Source organism: Candidatus Margulisiibacteriota bacterium (assembly GCA_028715625.1).
In the GTDB taxonomy this organism is placed as follows: domain Bacteria; phylum Margulisbacteria; class Riflemargulisbacteria; order GWF2-35-9; family GWF2-35-9; genus JAQURL01.
Genome location: JAQURL010000050.1, coordinates 1 through 19,309 on the forward strand (window position 1 = coordinate 1; position 19,309 = coordinate 19,309).

The 19,309-nt window shown below is 42.3% G+C and carries 20 protein-coding genes; 3 read left to right on the forward strand and 17 right to left on the reverse strand.

What is annotated here, in order from left to right; all coding sequences use genetic code 11:
- Positions 1–31 precede the first annotated feature (31 nt).
- From trpC to PHV30_08520, 8 genes are all read right to left on the reverse strand, one after another.
- A complete protein-coding gene (trpC, locus tag PHV30_08485; GenBank protein ID MDD5457055.1) occupies positions 32–1,150 on the reverse strand; it encodes an indole-3-glycerol phosphate synthase TrpC in 1,119 nt (372 codons plus the stop codon).
- Positions 1,151–1,216: 66 nt separating this feature from the next.
- Entirely contained in the window at positions 1,217–2,842 is a 1,626-nt protein-coding gene (gene trpD, locus PHV30_08490; GenBank protein MDD5457056.1) for an anthranilate phosphoribosyltransferase, read from the reverse strand.
- A 2-nt stretch (positions 2,843–2,844) separates the two neighbouring features.
- Complete coding sequence (locus tag PHV30_08495) at positions 2,845–4,266, reverse strand: chorismate-binding protein (GenBank protein MDD5457057.1); 1,422 nt, start codon at positions 4,264–4,266, stop codon at positions 2,845–2,847.
- A 388-nt stretch (positions 4,267–4,654) separates the two neighbouring features.
- Positions 4,655–4,894, reverse strand: a complete 240-nt coding sequence (locus PHV30_08500) for a CopG family antitoxin (GenBank protein MDD5457058.1) — start codon at positions 4,892–4,894, stop codon at positions 4,655–4,657.
- Positions 4,869–5,153, reverse strand: a complete 285-nt coding sequence (locus PHV30_08505) for a BrnT family toxin (protein MDD5457059.1) — start codon at positions 5,151–5,153, stop codon at positions 4,869–4,871. Before PHV30_08505 ends, PHV30_08500 begins: the two co-directional genes overlap by 26 nt.
- A gap of 76 nt (positions 5,154–5,229) precedes the next feature.
- Complete coding sequence (locus tag PHV30_08510; GenBank protein MDD5457060.1) at positions 5,230–5,583, reverse strand: hypothetical protein; 354 nt, start codon at positions 5,581–5,583, stop codon at positions 5,230–5,232.
- Positions 5,583–5,873, reverse strand: a complete 291-nt coding sequence (locus PHV30_08515) for a hypothetical protein (GenBank protein MDD5457061.1) — start codon at positions 5,871–5,873, stop codon at positions 5,583–5,585. Before PHV30_08515 ends, PHV30_08510 begins: the two co-directional genes overlap by 1 nt.
- Positions 5,874–5,922: 49 nt before the next feature.
- Positions 5,923–6,306 carry a hypothetical protein gene (locus PHV30_08520; protein MDD5457062.1) on the reverse strand — a complete coding sequence of 128 codons (384 nt, stop codon included), beginning with the start codon at positions 6,304–6,306 and terminating at the stop codon, positions 5,923–5,925.
- Between the two features lie 369 nt (positions 6,307–6,675).
- On the opposite strand from PHV30_08520, the gene PHV30_08525 reads away from it, so the two are divergent.
- On the forward strand, positions 6,676–6,819 hold the full coding sequence (locus PHV30_08525) for a hypothetical protein (GenBank protein MDD5457063.1): 144 nt from the start codon (positions 6,676–6,678) through the stop codon (positions 6,817–6,819).
- Between the two features lie 4 nt (positions 6,820–6,823).
- Here PHV30_08525 and purB read toward each other — a convergent pair whose 3' ends face one another.
- The 6 genes from purB to PHV30_08555 form a co-directional block, all read right to left on the reverse strand.
- Positions 6,824–8,116 (reverse strand): adenylosuccinate lyase, encoded by a 1,293-nt coding sequence (gene purB, locus PHV30_08530; GenBank protein MDD5457064.1) that lies wholly within the window; start codon positions 8,114–8,116, stop codon positions 6,824–6,826.
- A gap of 160 nt (positions 8,117–8,276) precedes the next feature.
- Complete coding sequence (gene ispG, locus PHV30_08535) at positions 8,277–9,356, reverse strand: flavodoxin-dependent (E)-4-hydroxy-3-methylbut-2-enyl-diphosphate synthase (GenBank protein ID MDD5457065.1); 1,080 nt, start codon at positions 9,354–9,356, stop codon at positions 8,277–8,279.
- Positions 9,357–9,536: 180 nt separating this feature from the next.
- A complete protein-coding gene (locus PHV30_08540) occupies positions 9,537–9,881 on the reverse strand; it encodes a type II toxin-antitoxin system PemK/MazF family toxin (GenBank protein MDD5457066.1) in 345 nt (114 codons plus the stop codon).
- Positions 9,868–10,092 (reverse strand): AbrB/MazE/SpoVT family DNA-binding domain-containing protein, encoded by a 225-nt coding sequence (locus PHV30_08545; protein ID MDD5457067.1) that lies wholly within the window; start codon positions 10,090–10,092, stop codon positions 9,868–9,870. The genes PHV30_08540 and PHV30_08545 overlap by 14 nt, the downstream gene beginning before the upstream one ends.
- Before the next feature lie 59 nt (positions 10,093–10,151).
- Positions 10,152–11,696, reverse strand: coding sequence for an arginine--tRNA ligase (gene argS / locus PHV30_08550; protein MDD5457068.1), 1,545 nt, complete (start codon positions 11,694–11,696; stop codon positions 10,152–10,154).
- Between the two features lie 52 nt (positions 11,697–11,748).
- Positions 11,749–13,725 carry a hypothetical protein gene (locus tag PHV30_08555; GenBank protein ID MDD5457069.1) on the reverse strand — a complete coding sequence of 659 codons (1,977 nt, stop codon included), beginning with the start codon at positions 13,723–13,725 and terminating at the stop codon, positions 11,749–11,751.
- 161 nt (positions 13,726–13,886) lie between these two features.
- On the opposite strand from PHV30_08555, the gene PHV30_08560 reads away from it, so the two are divergent.
- Both PHV30_08560 and PHV30_08565 read left to right on the forward strand, forming a co-directional pair.
- Entirely contained in the window at positions 13,887–14,666 is a 780-nt protein-coding gene (locus PHV30_08560) for a hypothetical protein (GenBank protein MDD5457070.1), read from the forward strand.
- An 88-nt stretch (positions 14,667–14,754) separates the two neighbouring features.
- Positions 14,755–15,141, forward strand: coding sequence for a hypothetical protein (locus PHV30_08565; protein ID MDD5457071.1), 387 nt, complete (start codon positions 14,755–14,757; stop codon positions 15,139–15,141).
- 53 nt (positions 15,142–15,194) lie between these two features.
- On the opposite strand, the gene PHV30_08570 is transcribed toward PHV30_08565, so the two are convergent.
- The 3 genes from PHV30_08570 to PHV30_08580 form a co-directional block, all read right to left on the reverse strand.
- Complete coding sequence (locus tag PHV30_08570) at positions 15,195–16,043, reverse strand: phosphodiester glycosidase family protein (GenBank protein MDD5457072.1); 849 nt, start codon at positions 16,041–16,043, stop codon at positions 15,195–15,197.
- A 106-nt stretch (positions 16,044–16,149) separates the two neighbouring features.
- Positions 16,150–17,475, reverse strand: coding sequence for a hypothetical protein (locus PHV30_08575; GenBank protein MDD5457073.1), 1,326 nt, complete (start codon positions 17,473–17,475; stop codon positions 16,150–16,152).
- A gap of 391 nt (positions 17,476–17,866) precedes the next feature.
- A partial coding sequence (locus PHV30_08580; GenBank protein MDD5457074.1) for an MATE family efflux transporter occupies positions 17,867–19,309 on the reverse strand: 1,443 nt, incomplete at its 5' end.

Sequence of the window (19,309 nt, forward strand, 5' to 3'; positions counted from 1 at the left end):
CTCTACATATTAATTATGCCCCGGGAGTATTCTATTTAAACCTGATTTTTGAAAGAAGTTTTGTATCCTCAAGAAAGGCTTCGCCGATAAGTACGGCATCAAAGCCTGCTGCTTGCAACCGCTTGATTTCTTCTGAAGTATGAATGCCGCTTTCGGAAACGCTGATAATATCCGCAGGGAGATATTTAATAAGTTGCAGGGAAAGATTAATATCGGTTTTAAAAGTCTTTAAATCGCGATTATTAATCCCTATAATCCTCGCCCCGGCTGCCAGGGCAATATTAATTTCTTTCTGATCATGAACTTCTACGAGTACGCCAAGGCCCAAATCCCGGGCAATCTTGAGAAGCTTTTTCAGGACCATCGCCTTTTTTATCACAGCTACAATCAACAAAATAGCGTCTGCGCCCATTGCTCTGCTTTCCTCTATCTGTTCGGTTGTGAAAATAAAATCCTTGCGCAGTATGGGCAGGTTTACTGTCCTTCTTGCCAGCATCAGGTCCTGGGGCGAGCCGAAAAAGTAATCTTCCTCGGTAAGCACCGAAATGGCCGCTGCCCCGCCGTGCAGATACTCTTTGGCTATAGCAGCCACATCCAGATCCGATTTGAACAGGCCAAGAGACGGTGACCCTTTTTTTATTTCCGCAATGATCTGAAATTTACCTTTGGTAAGAAAAGGAAGGGGTTGATATCGGGAATCAGCTGAAGTTGACGGAGGAGAAGCTTTTAGTCTTTTTTTCTTGGAGGTAATGATTTGAGAAAGAATATTGCGCCTCTCTCCTAAATCCTCTCTCCGCATGCGGAGAAAGGACTTTATATTTTGAATAACTTTATGTGTATCATTCATTACGTCATCATTATTAAATCTTAAAACTGCTATACCTAATTGATTTATTATTGCTGTTCTTAATTCATCGTAATCCTTCTGTTTTTTATGTATTTCCCCATCTAATTCAATTATAAAGTTTAAATCTTTACAATAAAAATCGGCTATAAAAACTCTCTTTTGCTCCATGTAATCAAATATCAGAGGTTTTTGTCTGACGAATTTAATACCCAATTTTTTTGCCTTTATTTCAAGCCATAGACTTTTTTCTGCCTCTGTCTGATTTCTTCTTAATTCTCTGGCTCGTTTTGTTACTGTTTGCATAAGAAAATAATATAACTTATTCCCCGTCTCCGCAAGCGGAGAAGGGGCCGGGGGAAGAGGCGATAGCTAGCCGGGGGATGAGTTCGAGTTCCTAACCAGTTCCTGCAGCTTAGCCAGAGCTTTGCCGCTTTCCAGCGTTTGACGGGCCAACCTGTAACCATCTTTAAGGTTTTGAACTTTTCCTCCGATCATAATGGCGGCTGCCGCATTTATTAAAACTACCTCTTTCAGGGCACCGGATAATTTGTTGTCCATAAGGTCATTCATGATTTGGGCGTTCTCTTCAACGCCGGCTCCTTTTATGGCTTCAAGCGGATAGCGTTTACCGATAATATCTTCAGGTAGAATATAACCGTCGTGAATCTCGCCTTCTTTGAGATGAACATAAAATGTGCGGTCGGAAACAGAAATTTCGTCCAGGCCGTCATCGCTATGTAATACCAAAGCTTCTTTGGTACCCAGTTCCTTCAAGGCCAGAGCCACAAGCTCGGCATAATCTCTGGAAAAAACACCGATAATCTGCGCGTCCGCGCCGGCGGGATTGGTTAGCGGACCGAGAATATTAAAAATTGTCCTGATACCTATTTCTTTGCGGATAGGGCCCACATTTTTCATGGCTGTATGCAATTTCTGGGCAAACAAAAAAGCTATACCGGTTTTAGCCAGGACCGCTGAAGTTTCATCAGCGGATAAATTAACGTTTACACCAAGTTTCTCCAGCAAATCGGCACTGCCGCATTTACTGGACACAGACCTGTTGCCATGCTTGGCTACGATTATACCGGCTGCTGCTGCCACAATGGCCGCGGCTGTGGAAATATTGAATGTATGTTTGCTGTCACCGCCTGTGCCACAAGTATCTATAACTATACGGCCCGGAGGATGCTTTATTGGTGTAACTTTTTCGCGCATGACTCTGGCAAAACCGGTTATTTCGGTGTAAGTTTCACCTTTGGCAGCTAATAACGAAAGGAAAGATGCCACCTGAACAGGATTAAGCTGACCTTCCATGATCGCGTTAGCCGCATAAACCGCCTCTTCCATCAACAAATCTTGCTTCCTGCCAAGTTTTTTAACAAGTTCACCGAAACTGGATACAACTATATTGACCGGCGGCTCATAATCTTTAATGCTTAAAAAGTTTTTTATTATCTTCATACCATGCTGGGTAAGATAGGACTCCGGATGGAATTGCACACCCCAGACAGGAAAATCTTTGTGGGCAACGCCCATAATCTCGCCTTCTTTGGTGGCAGCGGTAATTACAAGCTTGTCTGACGGGAATGATTTTTTTTCTATAACCAGCGAATGGTAACGTGTGGCCATCAAGGGTACGGGAAGTTCTTTGAATAAACCTTCCTGATTATGATAAATAGCGCTTCTTTTGCCATGCATGACACGTGTGTTACGAATAACCTTACCCCCGAATATTTCGCCGATACACTGATGGCCCAGACACACACCCAGAATAGGTATTTTGCCGGTAAAATGCCTGATCATATCCATGGAAATACCAGACTCCTTCGGCGTGGCAGGGCCCGGCGAAATCACCAGGTAATCAGGATGAAGTTCCTCGGCCTGGGCCACTGTTATTTCATCATTTCTTTTGACAACAACCTTTTGGCCGCATTCCTCGAAATATTGTTTGAGAATATAAACAAACGAATCATAGTTATCGATAAGTAACAGCATATTTACTCCTTGCTCAAACTTATAGCCTTGAGCATGGCCCTGGCCTTGCTAAGGGTTTCCTGATATTCAAAAGCGGGGTCTGAATCGGCAACGATACCGGCACCTGCCTGAAAATAGGCTTTTTTATCGCGGACCATAATACTTCTGATGGTTATACAGGAATCAAAATCACCCTGGCTGTTAAAGTAGCCCACCAACCCGCCATACATCTGCCGGGGATTGTTTTCCAGTTCCCGGATGATCTGCATGGCCCTGACCTTGGGCGCGCCGGTTAGGGTGCCGGCAGGAAATACGGCTTTGACAGCGGAAACACCGGTTTTGTCCGGCAGCATATGACCGTTAATATTGGATACGATATGCATAACATGGCTATAACGTTCGATCATTTTGTAGCCGTTAACCTGAATACTATCTGAAAGACAAACCCTGTTCAGATCATTACGACCGAGGTCTACCAGCATGAGGTGTTCGGCATTTTCTTTTTCATCGCCGAGCAGTTCCTGCTCTACACGCAGGTCTTCCTCGGGAGTCGCCGCTCGTTTTCTGGTCCCGGCAATAGGACGCAGAGTAAGCCTTTCACCCTGTTTTTTCAGCATGATTTCCGGAGAGGTGCCCAGCAAATAAAATTCACTCGCAAAATTAAAATAGAACATATAGGGTGAAGGGTTCAAAGAACAAAGATGACGATAAATCTCAAAGGGATCACCTGAGTAATCGGCTTCAAAACGCTGTGATAAAACTACCTGAAAAATATCTCCGGAATATATATATTCCTTGGCTTTTTTTACTATATCGCCAAATGTTTCCTCAGTGAAATTGCTGCTGATATCAGATGATAATACCGTATCCGCGCTTTTGCTTAAAAATCTTTTTGTAGTAAACATACCGGACAAAACGTTGTCAATTTCCTTTTCGATATCAATATCTTTTTCATTTATTTCCAGATTAAAGGTAAATTTTACCTCATGTGAAAGTTTGTCAAAAACAGCAATAGTCCTGGGCATAAAAAAATAAGCCAGAGGCAAAGATCCATATAAAGGCCTGCCGGAAATAGAAGGCTCGATCTCATAAACACTTTCATAGCCCAGATAACCGAAAAATCCGTTAAAAATATCTGTTTCCGCAGAACTATAATCTGAGACCAGACGGTCCAGTGCGACAAAAAGCTTTTTTTCTGTGCTTTCCTTATCATTTATCAGCAGTTTATTTTCATAGGCTTTTAGTGAACGAACCTTACCCCAGCCCACAATGGAAAAACGACCGATATTATTACCTTCTTCCACGCTCTCCAGCAAAAAAGAATAAGGAGAAATACCTCTGATTTTCAAATAAAGAGAAATTGGTGTTTCCGTATCGAGCAGACAGGAGGCTGTGATGGAGCGAATATCTTTTGTGCGTGTTTCTTTATATAGAATCTTATTCATAAACAACATTCTAGCACTGAATTTAAAAATAGTTAATAATATAAATTAAGCTTTTATGAAAAGCAGGTCAATTCTTTTGGGAAAAGATTTCAAAATTCATTTCTCTTTTCTTTGTCATCGCCACAAAGAAAAGAGAGAAAAGAAAATGCTAGGCGCTATGCTTCAGAACCTTGAACGGTTGCTGCTCTCTAAGCTAACGGACTGAGTCGTCTATCCTGCCTCCGCAGTCCTCAGAAAACCTCCTGTTTTCAGTACGCTTCTTTCGCAGACCGTTCTACGGCTCTTTTGCTATGCGCCGGGAAAATATGTAATGCGAAATTCTGCTTAAGCCTTCCCAAGATGGGAAGGTGGCTCGTAAAACGAAACGAAAGGGGTTGTTATTGTGCTGCTATCGTTTCATAAAGTGCTGAGCGATAAGCATTTTTATCAATGCGGTCCTGGCAATGCCAATTTTGCTGGCTTCATTATCAATTTTTTTTAAAATTTCCAAAGTGAAATCGACATTAACCCGTTTTGTGGGCCTATGAAATTTAATTGAGCTTTCATCAATGTATTCGGTAATATCATTTTCTTCGCTATATTTATCAAATTCTTCAACTGTCTTAAACTTTTTCTTCATAGTGCTCATAATATAATTCACTCTCCTTTTCTCGCGCTCTTCTACAGGAAATAATTCTGATAGTATTTTTTCTGCAGGTAAAGAAACATATATATAATTTGCTATTTATCAAACCGATTACTCCATACCTGTCTTCTGGGGCAAAAGTTGTTTTAAACTGAAGATTAGGAGAACCCCACAAAGTTTTAACTTTTTCAAAATCAACTCCATGTTTTTGTTTGTTTATCCTGGATTTACCCGGATCATATTCGAATTTAATATCTGCCATATACCTCAATTATACCTATGGTATACCTTTATGTAAAGTGGGAAGGTGGCTCGCGTAGTGAGACGAAAGGGTTTAATCAGGTTACAGTAGTTATTTTCTGGCCGGCCGGCCAAATATCATAAGCTGTGTCCAAAAGCATTTCCTTGAATTTACGATCGACCAGATCGCCAAAACCCTGCTGCTTCATGGATTCGATAGTATCGGCACAGGCTTTCTGGGGAGTGGGCCTTAAATTATCGGCCATAGCCAGCAAAGCGTTTTCCAGATTCTTCAAATGGTCTTCTTCTGTAACAGGGTCGGACTGTTCTACCTGTTGTCTGACATAATCATCAAACCGTCCGGAAGATTTTTTTAATTCATTCAGAACGTTCTGGTCCGCGCCCGTCGCTGGGCCATAACCTTTAGCTGAGTTATCTATCGCGCCTATCATCAGATCTGAACCTTTATCTTTCTAAAGACCTTCCTGATCTTTTTTTCCAGTTCCAAAACATCATAAGTATTTTTCATTTCTTCTTTATAATCTTCGAGAATTTCCTCAGTATCTTTTTTCTTCTTGCGAACATTCTTATTGTCAGCCGAATTTACACCATCCAGGGCCTGATGCTGCAAAGCCTGGTTCAAAACATTATTGAACACCGGCATGTCGTCGGAAATAAAAGCCTTGCTGGCTTTATTTTGTTGGAAATTCTTTTGTGTAAAATCCGGATTTGCTACGTACATATCAATATATTGCCCCGTAGCTGCAGATATTAAACATGATATACTCTTTCTAGGTTAAAAGTTGTATACCGGCATCATAAAGTATGTTGTATAAATTCCGCTCTTCCTGATCCTGGAAACCATACTGGGTGCCGATCGATTTCATTACATCAGATACCACACCCTTTATATATTCATTGTCGCCGTCTTCATTGGCAGTATCATTGAATAAATCCAAACCGGAAGCGTAACCTGCGCTGAGGACCACACTTACGTCATTATCATCTGTTTTGCCGTCATTATTTAAATCCAGACCCTTTTCCTGAAATTTGGTCTGGAGAACACTCTTAAATTCATCTTCTGAAACTTTTCCGTCATTATTCAGATCAAAGTTACGGTTATTCGCGTCAGCAGGTACATATCCCCCGGCCCCGAACCCTTCTATTCCACTCATATGACTTCGCCCCCTTCAAAACTATTTATATTGTAAATTCTTTTTTGTAATTTTCAAAATATTTATCAGTAATATCGCTATAATATCCCAAAAACTTGTATTGATTTTTCTTAATGTTTATTTTCCTTCATTTAGGGAAAACTATTATCTAGTTGTAAATAACCATGCTGGAAATAGAATACATAGCCAATCCGAAAATACACAGCGGAAAAAAAACAAAAAAAGTTCTTTTGTACAAAGAAGGAGTTGAAAAGTTTACATACCGCGGCCGGTTGATTAGAAAATTTAAAAAATTTGTAAATGAAATGTTTAAAAGACCTAAAACCGGGGAATAACCAATATAAAATAAACAAAGGGGGGAAATTTTAAATGGGGAAAAACATGAACGCGCGCTTTGATTATCTGTTAAATACAATATTGAATAATGACGATTCCGAGCTTTCTATGGAGCTTTCCAAAGAAGAAAAAGAATTCTTTAAAAGTATAGATTTAACCGAGGTATTATTTATTTAAGCAACTACCCAAAAACCTTTTTAAAAATGTCATCGACATTTTTAAGATGGTAACGGTAGTCAAATATCTGTTTTATCTCTTTCTCAGCAAGTAATTTATTAATCTCCTTTGATTTTCCTATAACCGCCTGAAACTTCAGACCCTTGTCCCGGGTTTCCATCGCGGCTTTCTGTACCAGCGCATAAGCTTCTTCCCGGCTTGATCCTTTTTCTACAAGTTTCAAAAGCAGCTGCTGAGAAAATACTGCCCCGCCAAGCAAATCGAGATTTCTGAGCATATTGTCTTCATGCACTACCAGTTCTTCGAGTATGTCTGTAAATTTGACCAGCATGTAATCGAGCAGAATAGTGCTGTCCGGGAATATGATCCTTTCCGCGGAAGAATGAGAGATATCGCGTTCATGCCACAGACAGATGTTTTCCATGCTGACCAGCATATTGCCGCGCATTACCCTGGCCAGACCGGATATTCTTTCGCAGGTGATGGGGTTTCGTTTGTGGGGCATGGCTGAAGAACCCTTCTGCCCTTTCCTGAACCCTTCTTCCAGCTCATTGAACTCGGTTTTCTGCAAAGCCCTGATCTCGGTAGTAAACTTTTCCAGCGACCCGGCGATTACCGCCAGTACTGACATAAAATAAGCGTGCCGGTCACGCTGCACAATCTGTGTGGAAATTTTGTCGGCGGCAAGTCCAAGTTTTTTACACACATACTGTTCGATAAACGGATCAATATTGGCATAAGTACCTACAGCGCCGGAAATCTTGCCTACACTAATGTCGTGAATGGCACTTTCCAACCGACTTTGGTTCCTCTGCATTTCTGTGTACCAGAGAGCGAATTTCAGGCCCAGAGTGGTAGGCTCGGCATGTACGCCATGGGTCCTGCCCATCATCATGGTCTTTTTGTATTCATTAGCTTTTTTCTTGAGGACTACCAACAACTCTTCGATATCTTTCTGAAGAACTGAAGCCGCTTCCTTGATTAGCAGGGAAAACGCCGTATCTACGACATCGGATGAAGTAAGCCCCAGATGGATATAGCGGGACTCCGGTCCGACTTCTTCGGCTACATTGGTAAGAAAGGCAATAACGTCATGGTTGGTTGTCTTTTCTATATCATCTATTCTTTTTACGGAAAAAGACGCTTTTTTTTTGATAATATCCAGCGCTTTTTTAGGAATATTGCCCAGCTTTACATGCGCCTCACAGGCGGCTATTTCTATATCCAGCCATTTGGAAAATTTATTTTCCAGCGTCCAGATGCGGGTCAATTCTTTGCGGGAATAACGTTCTATCATTAATTTCTCCTTAACTCAAGTCTATACAGCGACCAAAATTTTTTGGTTTCAGTGCTCGGGGCTCGGAGCAAAGGGCTCGGAACTCCGGGTACCTTTAGGGCAAATCTCTCAGACTGTCTTAACAACATAAAGTTTAACAAATATTGGATAAATCCGCAATTCAGGTGTTCTTTTGGATTTTTGATTTTACCTTTTGGATTTTGCCATTTGGATTTTGGATTTCTTTGAGCAGTTCCGTTACCAGCTTGTCCTGTTTTACTTTTGCAACTATTTTTCCTGCCCTGTAGATGAGCCCTTCCTTCTTGCCGCCGCAAATGGCAAGATCGACGTCTTGCGCCTCACCGGGGCCGTTTACAATACAGCCCATTACCGCGATCTTCAAATGTCTTTTAATATTTCTGGTTTTAGCTCTGACCTCTCTGGCCAGCTTTTCCACATCAATCTCCGTACGGCCGCAGGTAGGGCAGGAAATAATCTCCACGCCCTGCTCATACAGCCCGGCGCCGCGCAATATATATTGGGCGACAGGGATTTCTTGCAGGGGATCACCGGTTAAGGAAACCCGAACGGTGTTGCCCAGGCCTTTAAGCAAAAGGCTGCCGATACCCACAGCGGATTTGGCAATGGCTTCCTCGCCAAACCCGGACTCGGTTATACCGATATGCAAAGGATAAGGATGCAGCCGGGCAAATCTTTCATTCATGAGGACTGTGCCGCGTACATCGGAGGATTTCAAGGAAATCACCAGCGCTTCAAATCTGTTTTTCTTGAAAAAATCAATATATTCTTCCAAAACCTGCAGGGAGCGGGTTATCTTATCAGCTGCTTTGCCGATGGAGCCGGTATTTGCCCCGATACGAATGGCAGTACCGAACCTTTTGGCTGTCTGAATAACTTCTTTTACTTTGTCCTGAGACCCGATATTGCCCGGATTTATTCTGATCTTGGCCACACCGGCGTCGATAGCGCCCAGGGCCAGCCGGTGATCGAAATGAATATCCGCCACCAACGGGACCGGTGACATTTTAACAAGATATGGCAAAGATTTCAGTGATTTTTCATCGGGCACGGCCAGACGCACTATTTCCGCTCCGGCCTGAACCAGGTGTTTTATCTGGCGCAGAGTTTTATCTTTATCTGAAGTGCAGGTGTTGGTCATGGACTGTATAACAACATGGTTGCTGCCACCGATAACCACTGAACCTACTTTAACAGGAATTGTCTGAGTACGTTTAAACAAAACTCACCCAGCCTCACCCTGGCACTTCCGTCTTCGCTCAAAGGCTTCGTCGTGACAAGTTGTGCCATCCCTCTCCACAAGTGGAGAGGGAAATGTTTGAATTACTTTTTTATCAATTATCATTTTTTTATTCCTTCTCCCTTCTTTTAGTAAGAGAAGGGGTTGGGGATGAGTTTAATCTTAATCAATTATTATTAATTTTTTCAGATTCTTTTTAATCTTTTTCTGATCCTTGTCAGATAAAGTACCAAGTTTTTTTATGATCAGCCTGCTATCCAGGGTAAATAACTTCATTCTGATTATCGAAGCGCTATGCAGCCCTGTATTTTCCAAATTCTCAATCTCTACATCCAGTTCCCAGCGACTATTTTTGGCGCTGGTAATCATGGCAAGCAAACTGTGCCCAGTGTGATAATTAAAATTCTCATAACTGGAAAGCACTAACGCGGGCCGACGTTTTTTAACATTTTTATCTGTAAAAGGAAAAGGAACAGCGACCAGATCATAAGGCTTATATATCACCATAGGCCTCGTTGTCATTTTTTGAGTTCCATTCATCCAGTGTAGATTCAAGTGCTTGCGCATACTCAAGGTCTATAGGGCTGATCTTTTTCAAAACAACCTTGCTGTTATCAATTTCAAAACCAACGGTATCGCCCGCGGAAAGATTAAGGCAGTCTCTTATTTCTGAAGGAATAGTAGCTTGATTTTTACTGGTAAGTTTTGATTTTAACATAATACACCTCGGTAATATTGTAATACAGTATTACCTGATTATCCAGATTAAATATTCAGTCACATTCTTTCCGGAGCATCGATACCCATAAGACCCAGACCTATGCCCAGAATATTTTTTACGGAATTGATTATGGCCAGACGGTTCTCGGAAAGTTTCCGATCTTCCACGTTTACTTTACATTCATGATAAAAAGAATGAAAAAGTCCGGAAAGTTCGATCAAATAATGAGCGATACGATAAGGTTCCCTGTACTGAGCCGCGGTAAATACTTCCTCTTCAAACGACATTAAAAATTTAAGCAGTTTGAACTCTATTTCTTTTAGCTCTACAGCACGATGGTAAACAGGAAGCATATTACTTTTTCTGATAATACTGCTGATGCGGGCATGGGCATACTGCACATAAAAAACCGGATTATCATTGGACTTTTTCTTGGCCAGTTCCAGATCAAAATCCAGATGAATGTCCGCGCTTTTCATGACCAGAAAGAACCTGGCCGCGTCCGCGCCTATTTTCTCAATTACTTCCTGTAAAGTGATCATATCGCCGGTACGCTTGCTCATGCGCACTTCCACACCGTTCTGGTAGAGCGTTACCAGTTGTCCCAACAGCACTTCCAGTTCGGCCTGGTCTCCGCACATGGCCTTAAGGCCTGCTTTAACCCTTTTTATATAACCATGATGGTCTGCGCCCCAGATATTGATCAGACGGTTAAACCCGCGCTGCACCTTGAGATTATGATAAGCAATATCAGCGGCGAAATAAGTGGTCTCACCATTTTCCTTAATCAGCACCCTGTCCTTGTCATCTCCGAAGGAAGTGGTCCTGAAAAAAAGCGCTCCCTCCAGCTTGTAGGTAAAACCTTTATCCGTGAGCCATTCGATGGTTTTGGCTACTTCCTGAGTATCCTGCAGGTTTTGTTTCTCGCTGTACCAATTGTCAAATTTCACCCGAAACTGTCTTAATGTTTCCTGTTGCCTGCGGATCAGTTCCTGAATGGGGTCGGCAAAAGTAACCAGTTCCTTAACATAACTGCCGTTATAACCGTCTTCAGGCACGGGAATGCCCTGTTTGCGCGCTTCTATAGACTCTTTGAGCTTTTCTATCTGTACACCGGCGTCATTTATATAAAACTCGGTACTTACTTCATAGCCAACCCACTGCAGAATGCGCCGCAGACTGTCACCCAACGCGGCCCAGCGGCCATGGCCGATATGCAGCGGCCCCGTAGGATTGGCTGAGACAAACTCCAGCAATATCTTGTCTCCGCCTGCAATCAGATTTTTGGAAAAATCTTCCTTGGACAAATAATAAATGCAAAATTCCTTTGGTAAAATAAAATTTATAAAACCTCTTAAAGCAGTTACCTGTGTACCCTTAAAAACCTTGTCCCGAAAATAAAGTTTGATCTCTTTGGCCAGGTCCTCCGCAATCTGCTGCGGAGCTTTTTTCAAATCTTTAGCCAGTAAAAAGGCCAGATTGGTGGAGTAATCGCCCAGGCTTCTGTCTTTAGGAACCTCTATATTGCAGACCGCAAGCGTATAACCATTATCCTTAAGAAATTTTTCACATTTTTTTCGGATCAAATCTCTGATTAACATTTTTTAATTGTACCCTATTCTTTTTCAGTGGTCATTATAGCGGTCATCCCAATCAAACATTATAATATTTTCGCAACTCCGCCTTAACTTTGGGTATTTCATAAAGCATCAATACAAACATTTTACGTGTTAACTTCTCGTCCTTGTCCGGCTCGGCCTGAACTTTCGTACCCGTATATTTGCTGATTATATTAGCGGCTTCTTTATAGGTAACTTCTTCTTCCCCGGCATTTTCCAGCTGCTTTGACGACACAAAATTCAGACGGTTCAGAGCAGTAAAAATTTCTTTTCTGGTGATAATCCTGGTGGGATAAAAACTGTCTTCGATATCCAGATAGCCCAGCGTGAGAATTTTTTCCAGAAGATCGGCAAAATATTCGTTGGCTGACAAATCCTTGAATTTTCTGACATATAATACATTAAAAGAACGTTTTTCATCATTATAAGTAATATTTACACTGTTTAACCCGGGTTTAAGCTCTATGGATTCGGCAAAACGTTTGCGGTTATTGATCACCACGGTTTTGTTGTTTACTCCGAATTGCATGGCTTTGGGACCATACCCTTTGATATAAAAAGGAGTGGATGTGACTCTGACATCTTTTGTGGGTGTTAGAAAATTCAAGCTGTTCAGGCTGTAATTATTACTGATATTCTTGTCGCTTTTGACATTATTAAACAGGATATTTACTATGTTGGAGGAAATGGGCAAACTCTCCCGGCTCTCCGTATTTTCGGCTACAGGCAGGTTTGGCCATGATGTACTGCTTCCCGGTTCTTTGCGGCTGGCCGCAGGTTGCTGTGCCACGCCGGTATTGGCCAGAATATTGGCAACTTCGGTTAAATAATTGAAAAATTCCTGTCTGGTCAAATTTTTTTCCGGCATTATGGTTGAAGAGTTTATTATCGAATAGTTTCTGAGCTTATTCACTTCTTTATAAAGCCAGGAATTTTCTTTGACATCGTCAAAATTGTAAACATAATCGTTTTTATCCGGAAGCAGCCTGCCCATTATGGAAAAAGCTTCCTGCCGCTTGATGTACTGGTCCGGATAAAAATTTTTATAGGAATTTTTCAGGATTCCGTTTAACTGCATATAGGCCAGATACTCCTTGAGTTCGCTTTCCTTAACATCCGAAAAACTTGCCGGATCGGATGACTTCACCCGCTCCAGGCCGGCAGCTCTGGACAGGTATAGATAAAATTCTTTACGGGTAATGTCATGGCCGGGGTTAAACATATTGGTCCGGGGATAATTGATGCGGTTAAGCAGGTCCAGCCACTTTTTCTGGACATTATCAGGCACATCCAGATACGGATAACGCCTTTTAATGGTCAAAGTATGCTCATGATATTTGATATTCTGCCCGCGCATCACAAACTTGATATCATTATTACCGATTTTGTCGAGTTTGACTTTTTCCTGGAACAAACCGTCGGACCTCAAGCCGAGTTCCTTGTCATTTAAAAAAATCCTGCCGGTATCCAGATAATAGCCCTTAACAATGAGTTCGTCGCTATTGGTCTCGGCTTCATTATAGGGTGTGACTATCTGAAAATATTCTTTAAATTCGTCCGGGCTCTGTTCCAGATTATAGTAAAGGCCCAGCTCCAGTCTGTCGGAAAAATTGATAAAGGGCAGGAAACGACCTGCCTTGAACAACAACGAAATATAGGGGAACCAGTTATTGCCGCTGTATTTGCCGCCCGCGTAAAGATAAAGTTTATCCAGGTCAAACTTAAAGCCGGTTATGCTTTCTACCGGATTTACATTGGAGCCTATATTGCAAAATTTCAGGAAAAAATTGCCAGGATCATTCTCGTAACTGATATTCAGGAAAACATCCTTTAAGGTGCTGATATTCACCGCTCCCTCCAGCAAAACACGGTCGGCAGTAGAAACCTCCAGGGAATTTTTGTAGAGAATATCGCTCTGCCGCGAACTGGCGTCAGCACCGACAGCGTACCTGATATCCAGGCAGAAAACTGACTGTAAAAGGAAAAAAAGCACAATTAGTTGTTTGAGCATAAGCATAGACTATTATAGCCACGGCTGTAATTTTCAACAACTCATAAATACTGCTGTCTAGCAGTATTAAAGTAAGTCAGGTAAAAGACAGTGGAAATTGGTCAGTAATTTCTGGATGAAACAGCTAATAATCAATCTACATTTAACTTACACTTGGTAACATGAAAAAAATTTTAATACCGGTCTTAATAGTGCTTTTCACAATTTTAAGCGTAGCCGAAGAGCCTTTACCCATACAACCTGTAACCTTGAAAAAACCTAACCGGGATACGTTGTCGTATTCCAATTACTCTTTTGATAACGGCACAAGTTACCGAATAATTGAGAACCTGTTCAAAACCAAAATCAATTCGGAACAGTCTTTTATGCTGGATATAACTTTGTACAAATTCGTGACTCTGGAAAAAAACCTCTATACCGTGGGGTTTTTCCAAGATTCGGACGACTACTACTATAACCTTAGCTATGGCTACGGAGCCTATTCCGATAATACCTCATCCGGACATCTTTCAGCCGAAGTCGGGTGGGATACCGGTGAATTCATGTTCGGCTCACTGCTTAGGTACAACAGCTATCCCGGAGCCTACACCATCGGTTCGCTGACACCTTACCTGGAATATGAGTTGTCGGATGAAACCAGCTTGCTGGCGCAGTTGTCCGCTGACCTGGATAATCAGAACCAGAACGCCCTGTCTTATTATTTCATGGCAGAGCACGAATTGCTGACAGATTTTTATATCCGCGGGGCATACTCGCTGGGCAGTTACATAAAACAATTGACCAACACTTCCTTTGTGAAACAGGATTTCAACTCCTGGCTGCTGGGATTCAACTGGTTAGTGACGGACGAGTTATCTATAAAATATTACTATGAATACATCAATGATATAAACTCAACCACAGGTACCGGGCATACGGTTGCCATCAGATACAGGCTCTAATTATGGATAAAATATTTTTTAAAAAGAGGAGGTGCCGGACTGAATTTTGTTCCTTGAGAATAAATAAAATCAAATGGAGGTTTTGATCATGAATAAAAAATTAATTTTTGCTTTTTTAATGTCGTTAAGTCTTTTTGCTTTTACGGCAGCAAGTCCCAGCGATACCAGTAAAACAGCGGATGATATAAAGCAGGAGGACAGACAGCTGGACCGTCAGGAAGACCGCAGCATGGAAAGACAGGAAGACAGCAGAGAAGACCGCATGGAAACCAAAAAGATGGAGAAAAAAGAAGACAAAAAAATGTATACGACCCAGAAAACCGCACAAAGCAAAGCCAAAACCAAAGTGAAATCGGCGACAAAAATGGATGATGACAGCAAAAAAGAACTGGAAAAAGAAAAGAACGAAATGCAGAAGTCCGAAATAGAAAAAGCAGACCAGCAAAAAAAAGATTTGCACAAAAAAACCAAATAGTTCCGATTCTCTGAATATTGTTCATAAAAAAGCGAACCCCAAGGTTCGCTTTTTTATATTTTTTGGGGCTTGGGCCTTAAAACCAGGGCACTGCTGGTTAGCTTGCTACCGGAAGTAATGTTCAGCCGAGCTTTTGAAAAAATCGAACTGCTGTGACCGGAATCCAGAAAAACCATATCTGCCACTCCCTGTTTAGCCATTTGTTCAGACAGCTCCACATAACTGATGCCTCTAAGGGAACAGGGTATTTTGGAATGCGTTTTTATAAAAACCACTTCATTGTTTCCGGTTAGGCCGATCGCGGACAGGTCCCGTTCCGGGCTGACCGAGTTGTTGTGTTTCATTGCCTGCAACTGCGGATTAATCCTGCCTTGTTTCAGTCCCAGCGGGCCGGTTTGCAGGAACAGGTCCCATTCGGCCGGATTTATTTTGCCCTGGATCTTGCCAACCTCCACCTTTCCCGTACTTTTTCTGATGCCCACATAGGCGGATAAAATTGCCTGACCGTTACGTTTGAGAGGGCTGGAAACAACTTTGCCGTTTATGATAATACAGCCCAAATGCAGATTCCCGGTAATTTCTCCGTTTTTATAAAAACCCGCGTTTATCGCAGCGATACCGTCTTTTCCCGCGTATTGCTTTACCGTGGCCATCTGCCGGCCGGGATTGTCCTCATATTTTCTCAGTTCCAGCCCGAAATTATCCAGGTTAGCTTTGATCATTTCGATCTTGACATTCAAATTGGGACCATTAACTTCTCTTTCCAGTTCTATAGTTTTTTGAAACAGGCCGGGGTAATCCGAACGATGCACTTTTTCACCTGTTTTTCGCAAGGTACCTTCACCCTGCAGATAATGCAGGAACCAGGCAGCCACTTGTCCTATACTGGTACGATCCGTCATACTGGTTTATTTATGCCACAAAAAATACTTTTCTAAACCTGGAGAAAAAGATCTCTCGACTACGCAGGATGCTCCGCTCGAGATGACGAGCGTTTAAGTGTCTTTATCACCCGGAAGCTTTCGGGTTAAGAATTTCGGGGATCATGTGCAACAATGCACCGTAATGACCAACGCCGTTTATTGTTGTTACTTTATCCGGAGCCAAGCCTCTTTGTTGTTGCCAATTTATGCAACTGACGGCTTCTCGCTGTGCATTAAAAAAGTGTATTTTACCCTTATTAATAAGGTTTTGAGCCTTAGTCTTATCCTGTTGGTAAGACCAGTCCAGATAAGAGCTGATTAAATTGATCGTTCCAATTTTAGGATTAGCTATCAGACCCGGACAAGCTGCAGAAACACCGCCGGAAGCGCCGTTACTATGTCCATGGATATCAATTTGCTGATAACTTTCTCCCAGCTTGTTAACAAGCTCCAAGACTCCTTTTTTAGAATATATTTTTCCATGCACTTCCTGCCAGATCACCAGACAGGCATTACCCTGTTTTTTGGCTTCTGCTTCTATTGTACTTTTAATTTCTTTAGCCTGTTTTAAATTTTGTTCATAATTGCCCATAAAGAATACGTGTATTTTTGTTGCGTCTCTGGCCCCGAAATATTGTGCTTCATCACTGAAGTTACTACCGGATATATTAATCTTAAATTGATTTGTCAGGGAAATGGTTTGCAAAGAACCACCCTTAGCCGGAGGTTGTGTCGGTGACATATTTTGATCAATTTTATTCTGCCGGCTTTGTCCGGTTCCTTCCTTCGACGGACTTCTTGTCCGGCTGACATCAGCAGATTTCCCCGGGCCTGATGTAGCGGGCGGTTTAACGGCCTCTACGGGTGACATTGTGTAATCCGGCGACGGATCACAATTTTCAGAACCTCCCGCTGCTTCAGCAGAAACACCATACTTTTTCTCCCAGGCCAGCAACTTATGTCGGGCTTTTTGTACTTCCTCATCACTTTCTGCAGCTTTACCCAAAATTTCCGCTGTATCTTTGCGCAGTTGCAAAGCAGCTCTGGCTTGCTCAATAATTTTTGAGACAATATCGGGCTTGGCGCTAACTTTCCGAGGCGAGGGACCAGCGGCAATTTCCGGTTTAAATTCCTGAAAAATTTTACTCATGGTTTGTCCGTTTATTTCGCTATTATTAGAAAATTTCTGACATAAATTAAAAAATCGCGCTGCTGCTTTATCCTGAGGATTGAATTTGCCCTTAACAAATATTTTGTGACCTTCTATGCCAAAACTTTGCCATGTTCCAGGCAAGTTGTCTTTGATTAATTTGATAGCTGCATCTGTACAGATCAGAGTCCGGAAAGCAGCAGTTTCGCCCTGTTTACCGGTAATAGGGCCTGATGAAGCAGGTGGAGGAGGTATGTACATATATAAAAATTATGCCCGTTTTTTGGAAAATTAACCTTGAAAAGTACGCCTCATCCCCCTGGCCCCCTTCTCCACTTGTGGAGAAGGGGGAATAGTTGTATAACATCTATTTTACGAATATTCCTTAAAGGGGGTTGAGGCGATGAACCAGGTTTGTACTTTTTAACTAAAGATTTCTCCACTTCGCTCCCTTCGAGAACCTCAGGGAGCAGGTCACTTATGCAATCATGCACTTCCGACTAATGTACTAATGTACTCCTGCATTTGATCCTTCACCTTTCACTCTTCACGTTTCACGCTTCACTATTCATGCGTCACCCTTCACGCGTCACGCCCTACCACTTACCCCATATCCCTTAACACTTAACACTTATCTCTTATCTCTTAACACCTACTCTATAGGTTCAATCTCAATAGCAGGCGCCACATGCTTGAGGACTGTATCTTTTTTCCAGAGGCCAGAATAATAGTAAGCCAGACTGACGACCATGGCTGTAAAAAAACTCAGGGAAATGGCGATCCACACACCGTTTATGCCCAGCGCTGTTTTCTGCGAAAGATAATAACCCAGAGGGACTCGTATCAGCCACAGAGTTATCAACGAAACGAACATGGTTATCAGCGTATTACCGGAACCATTGATGATGCCGTTTACCACAAAAAGCACGGCAAAAAATACATAACAGGAAGCCACGATATGAAAATAATTGGCACCTATCCGCAGGACTTCGGGATCGTGTACAAAAGCGTTGAGAATGATGCGGGGGAACAGAACGGCCAGCAGCGAAAGGCTGACAATAATGGAACAATTGAGTACGATCCCCCACTTAAAAACTTCTTTGATCTTATGATGTTTGCCGGCACCGATAGCCTGCCCGGTGAGCGTGGAAACAGCCATGGAAATGGACATAGCCGGCAATATGGCAATGGACTCTACCCGGCCGACCGCACCGAAAGCGGCAATAGCCTTTTCGCCGAAAAAGTTTACATAAGCCGTAACAAAAATCATGCCGATAGAAATGAGGGACTGCTGAACTATGGTGGGCACGCCGATCTTGAAAATAAGACCGATAATTTTGAAATCGGGCCGAAATTTGTGGTAATCCAGCTTAAGCAAAGGAAATTTTTTATTGATATAAATAAGGCCCGCGATAGTAGTTATTAACTGCGAAACTACAGAAGCCACGGCAGCGCCGTTCAAGCCAAGTTTGGGAAAAGGAGCGATCCCGATAATCAGTAAAGGGTCCAGTATGGCGTTGATGAAAATACTGATCAAAAGAAAAATTAAGGGTGTTACAGTATCGCCTATACCGCGCAATGCAGAGATTATTATAAACGTCGGGAACAAAAAGAACATGCCCAGCAAAAAAATATTCAGATAGCCCACAGCCAGAGGAAATATCTGGGCCGGAGTATTCATGGCTGAAATAATATAGTGACTGAACAGCATGCAAAGTCCTGTACAAACCACGCCGGCGACTACCGAAACCATAAAGGCGTTATTCATGACTTTGTTGATCATGGGATAATTTTTGGCGCCGTAATTCTGGGAAACCAGAATGGTGGCCGACATGCCCAGCCCGCCGGCAACAGCTATGAGAATAAATACAATAGGGAAACTGATGGCTACCGCGCCCACTGCCAGCTCGCCGACAATGTTGCCCAGCCACACAGTATTAATAATACTGTAACCGGTCATGAGAAAATTGGAGATGAGCATAGGCATGGCGAACATCAGCAAATTTCTGGGTATGCTGCCTTCGGTTAAGTCTTTACCGTGTTTATGTTCCATAGTTTCCCTTAATAATTTAATCGATATAATATTATATCGTAT